Origin of the sequence: Vibrio sp. 10N.222.49.A3 (genome assembly GCF_041475145.1) — a bacterium.
Lineage (GTDB): Bacteria > Pseudomonadota > Gammaproteobacteria > Enterobacterales > Vibrionaceae > Vibrio > Vibrio tasmaniensis_A.
Window position 1 is genome coordinate 1 of record NZ_JBFRVM010000333.1, and the last position, 409, is coordinate 409.

A 409-nucleotide genomic window follows, 5' to 3' on the forward strand; every position below is an offset into this window, starting at 1 on the left:
TTGCTTATGCAAGTGGGTTCCCCCATTCAGGAATCCCAGACTCAAAAGGTTATTACTACCTAATCTGGGCTTATCGCAAGTTATTACGCCTTTCATCGCCTCTGACTGCCAAGGCATCCACCGTGTACGCTTAGTCACTTAACCATACAACCCGAAAGGGTCTTGTGTATGATACAAATTTGCTTTCACTTTTTAAAAGTGAAGACAAAAAGCAACCAAGGTTTTTGGTTGTCATCAAGAAGGGTTAATTCTTGATGACTGTTTGCCGGACTCAATTTACTTTTTGTTTCCACTTTCTAATAAAAAGTAGAATCAAAAAATGAACAATCATTTCTGATCATTCGAATACAAGACACTTGAATGTGTTTGTTGTGTTTATACCGTTCTTAATAAATAAGAGCAGATAAAC

1 rRNA gene is annotated in these 409 nt (G+C 37.2%); it reads right to left on the reverse strand.

What is annotated here, in order from left to right:
* Positions 1 to 144: ribosomal RNA gene (locus AB4589_RS25460) — 23S ribosomal RNA — on the reverse strand; the annotation flags it as partial.
* Positions 145 to 409 lie beyond the last annotated feature (265 nt).